We start from the raw sequence: 4,112 nt of genomic DNA on the forward strand, positions 1-4,112 counted from the left end.
TTATCTAAGGTTGATACCTGTAGGTTTTCTCTACGAAAATAGCCAGGACTATTGTTCAGAATTTTTTCCCTGGGCTATATATCTCGGAACAAACGGTGGTGGTGAGATGGCAGTACTTGACACCCGTGATCAGCCATTCCAGTTTGGGCTGTTGCCTTATCTCGGGGTAGACGACGACTTTATTGCCCTGGGTGAGACCTTTGAATCATTTGTAAAATCTATCTATAACGATGAAATTTTTGAGTGATTCTTCACAAATATTTAAGCAGAATATCAATGAAGATCTATATAGTGAACCACTAAAAATTAACTCCTAATCAATTTTCGCCGCACCCATGCAACATGTACTAAGAACCTTCTGGCAAAAGATTTTCGCATTTAACTGGAAGTTCGGTCTGCTGCTGATAGTTATCGTTTGCGTCCCAAGATTTATACTGGTTTTATATGCTAATACCACAGGAAACTATGGATCGATTGGAATTATCATGTTGGTTTCCGCTCTTGCGCCTTTTATCTTTCTCAATAAATATGGACGACAGAAAATTGGAATCAAAAAACCTGGAAACTATTCATGGCTGTTAGCAGCATTTGCTGCAGGGATAGCCTTCAGTTTATTATTGTATTTCCTGGGAACAAATTTATACGATGATAGTTACGCAAACTGGTATAAATATATTGGTAAGTCGTACAAGATACCTTCCGACATAAGTCCGGGCGACAGGTCAACGCTTTTTACTGTAGTTGCCATCACCGGCATGATATTCAGTCCGTTTGGCGAGGAGTTATTTTTTCGCGGAATAGTCCATTCGGCTTTCGCAGTGAGTCTAGGTAACCGGAAAGCATCTATGGCAGATGGTTCGGCTTTTGCGCTTACTCATATTTCACATTTTGGGCTGGTATTTATTTCCGGCAGTTGGAGTTTGTTTGTGATGCCTACTGTACTTTGGGTTTTATCTATGTTCGTGGCCAGTATCATGTTTTTCTTTTTCAAAAAATCTTCGGGCTCCATAATGGGCGCGATTGTATGCCATGCAGGGTTCAATCTTGGGATGACTTATTCGATATTTTATTTGCTTTGATTTTTTGTTTGCGGATCCTTGTGTAATCACGAATTATACTTATGTTAATAATCGGGATTGCGGGGACTATTCCTTTTGATTGTACGGAGCAATTGGTAATTTGATCAGCATTCCCTCAATGTTTTTACCCCTTAGTATATGCGAAAAAGATTTACCGTAATTTATGTAGCAGCCGGCTTATTATTATCAGTATTACTGATTGTTATTATCTGCAATGCAAAAGTGGAAAATGCAGCTGCAGGCAAAACGTTCTCAAAAGTCGGGGATGTCCCTTATAATAAAGTAGGCCTTGTTCTGGGTACGGGTAAAACGCTTGAGGGTGGATTTATCAATCCTTATTACCAATATCGTGTTAATGCCGCTGTTGAGTTATGGAAAAAGAATAAGATTCAATCTATAATAATCAGTGGTGATAATAGTACAACAGATTACAATGAACCTGGTGATTTCAGACAGGATCTTATAAAACTGGGTGTTGATTCCAATCATATATATCTTGATTATGCCGGGTTCCGGACTTTTGATTCAATGGTAAGACTAAAGAAGATATTCGGGCAGGATTCAGTGACGGTTATATCTCAGGAGTTTCATAACGAAAGAGCATTATACATTGCGAAGAGGGAAGGAATAGTGGCGGTTGGATTTAATGCCCGCGACGTGAATGCAAAACAAGGCATCAAGGTACAGGCCAGAGAAAAACTGGCCCGTGTAAAATTGTTTGTCGATTACCTGGTTGGCACAGAGCCAAAGTTTTTGGGAAAGAAGGTAAATATTCAGTAGTTGTTGACGTCTTAAAATGCTGCCAGTTTTACAATTATGCTAAATAGTATTCCATGAAATATACTTATTTGATTATTGCATTTTTTCTTTGCGGATGTTATGCAGCTGATAAACCGAAAGAAAAACTTGTTCGTGTTACCGGTGAAGGCAAGATCCGGGTGAAGCCAGACCTGGTTATTCTCACCATAAACATATCATTTACAAAACCAGCGATGGCTGATGCAGTGAAACTAACACAAAGCACTGTTGATTCAGTGATTAATATACTCAGCAGTTTCGGAAAAAATGATGATATCAAAACAAGTAGTATATCGGCAAACAAGGAGTATAACTATAATGGAAGAAACCCGGTGTTTGCAGGATACTCAGCCCAGCAATCGATAGATTTTCTACTTAATGATATCAACCAGTTTACAAAGCTGACCGGTAAGCTGCTTGAAACCAGGATCAATAGTATCGGCCAGATACAGTTCGGCCATTCAAAGGCAGACAGTTTGTTTCGTGAAGCCGATCTGCTGGCTTATGATGATGCTTATAAATCTGCAAAGAAATTGTGTGACAGGGCTGATGTTAAACTCGGGAATATTGTGTTTATCAGCAATTCAGAATTATCGGGAAATGATTCGCCTGAAAGTTACTCATCAGGTCAGGGGATCAATACCTATTCAAAAGCTTATGGAGGTAGAGGATTTAAGATTTCACCGGAGGTGCTTGAGTTCAGGAGAAACATTATCTCTGAGTATCTTATTGTTGAATAGCTTACGGACTAAACTTAGTGTTGCTTAGCTTTATATGACGTTATCTACCATTGGATAGCCTCATGGATTTTGTTTGATGAATTCAGGCATCATTCATACATCGATGATAGGTGTTCTCGTTTTTTCGGATGTTCTCAATTCACCGATATTCTTATTCCAGCTGATGTTCTTATTCCACCAGATGTTCTCATTCCATCAGACGTTCTTATTTTACCAACTTAGCATCAGTTGATTGCTGATCCCGGTAACCGGTATCCATTTCTTGTCAGTGTCTACCAGGTTATCTCGGTTGGTTCTTCAGCTTATTTTCTTGCTGGTAGCCTGCAGGTTTAGTCTGTTTGTCATGTAAAACACAAACAAAGTATTGAAGATTAAGGTTAACGGGATGACCGTAAGGTTTTTGAAAAAGAGAATGATTGTCCATTCGGAGGCATCTGCGTTTAAAATGCCCCGGTTTTGCATAGTAAGATAGAGGCAGGTCTGATAGGCAAGCTGGTCGATAAGGAAATTTATCACCCAGGCGATCAGCAGGTAAACCACGAAGTTGAGCAGGAGGATCTGCCATTTACTTTTGAAGTTGGCAAAAGCGAGTTTAATTGATTCTTTCCGGTGTTCGCTTTTTGAAAAGAGATTGGCCAGGCGGGCAAGTCCCATTTTAAGGCTGGCTGACCCCAGTATATATATAAACATCGCAAGGCGGGCCGACTCCACAACTACTTCCATGATGATATTGGTGGCAGTTGATATTTCGCCAAAACCTTTGAGTTGTATAACGCGACCTATCCCGGCAATAAGACCGAGTGAAAATATCATAACGAAGTGTTTTTGGAAGAAGAGGATGGTGCTTCCGAGCCATTCGAGTTTTGGTGTGTTTAAAGAAGTGGTATTCATACAAACAATTTGGAGGGATGATAAATTGTAATTGTTATTTATATAAGTGTTTGGATTGTTGTTTTTGTTACGTTGGTGAATTGTTTTTAAAAAAAGATTGTTGATTTTTTTTCGAAGCGTTCAGCTATTAATACATATCAAAACTGGTGAATGAAGCAGGCTAATGATTGTTAGCTAAATGCCCTGTAATTGAGGCCAGCAAGGCGTTTTCGTCATAGTTATTTTTTACTTATCATATTATCTGTATTGTGCTTTAAGACAATTTCCCTGCTTGTATTGATGCGTTGAAAACGGCTTTTGAAGAAATTATTTCAAGAAACTTTCAAAAATATTAGTGTCGTAACTTGAATGTCTATATCTTCGCAGCCCGTTAAAAAATGGGAGCGGTTAAAACGCTAAGTTCTTCGAAATAATGCCGGGTAAATGGAAAGAAAAAATGAAAGAAATTTCAAAAATACTTTTCAAATATTTGGTTAAAATATAAAAGGCACATACCTTTGCAACCCCAACGAAAAATGGGCAGCGAGGAAAAGCTGAAAGATCTTTGAAAGTTTGGAAACAATAGTACGTGAAATGAAAATTTTACGGTAAGGTTTAAGCGACA

5 protein-coding genes are annotated in these 4,112 nt (G+C 38.7%); 4 read left to right on the forward strand and 1 reads right to left on the reverse strand.

Going from position 1 to position 4,112, the window contains the following annotated elements:
* The 4 genes from VK664_RS23810 to VK664_RS23825 all read left to right on the forward strand — a co-directional run.
* Window positions 1–247 (forward strand): hypothetical protein (locus VK664_RS23810; RefSeq protein ID WP_461401219.1); only part of this gene is annotated, 247 nt, incomplete at its 5' end.
* A gap of 88 nt (window positions 248–335) precedes the next feature.
* Complete coding sequence (locus tag VK664_RS23815) at window positions 336–1,079, forward strand: lysostaphin resistance A-like protein (protein ID WP_461401220.1); 744 nt, start codon at window positions 336–338, stop codon at window positions 1,077–1,079.
* Window positions 1,080–1,217: 138 nt separating this feature from the next.
* Window positions 1,218–1,859 (forward strand): SanA/YdcF family protein, encoded by a 642-nt coding sequence (locus VK664_RS23820; RefSeq protein WP_461401221.1) that lies wholly within the window; start codon window positions 1,218–1,220, stop codon window positions 1,857–1,859.
* A 53-nt stretch (window positions 1,860–1,912) separates the two neighbouring features.
* Window positions 1,913–2,617, forward strand: a complete 705-nt coding sequence (locus tag VK664_RS23825; protein WP_461401222.1) for an SIMPL domain-containing protein — start codon at window positions 1,913–1,915, stop codon at window positions 2,615–2,617.
* 297 nt (window positions 2,618–2,914) lie between these two features.
* On the opposite strand, the gene VK664_RS23830 is transcribed toward VK664_RS23825, so the two are convergent.
* Complete coding sequence (locus VK664_RS23830) at window positions 2,915–3,508, reverse strand: hypothetical protein (protein ID WP_461401223.1); 594 nt, start codon at window positions 3,506–3,508, stop codon at window positions 2,915–2,917.
* Window positions 3,509–4,112 lie beyond the last annotated feature (604 nt).

Origin of the sequence: Flavitalea sp., assembly GCF_035489435.1 — a bacterium.
GTDB lineage: Bacteria > Bacteroidota > Bacteroidia > Chitinophagales > Chitinophagaceae > DATHKG01.

What these genes read in the sequence shown, in the direction of transcription:
- VK664_RS23830 (WP_461401223.1), bottom strand. Translation starts at nt 3,508, where the DNA reads ATGAATACCACTTCTTTAAACACACCAAAACTCGAATGGCTCGGAAGC.
- VK664_RS23820 (WP_461401221.1), top strand. Translation starts at nt 1,218, where the DNA reads ATGCGAAAAAGATTTACCGTAATTTATGTAGCAGCCGGCTTATTATTA.
- VK664_RS23825 (WP_461401222.1), top strand. Translation starts at nt 1,913, where the DNA reads ATGAAATATACTTATTTGATTATTGCATTTTTTCTTTGCGGATGTTAT.
- VK664_RS23815 (WP_461401220.1), top strand. Translation starts at nt 336, where the DNA reads ATGCAACATGTACTAAGAACCTTCTGGCAAAAGATTTTCGCATTTAAC.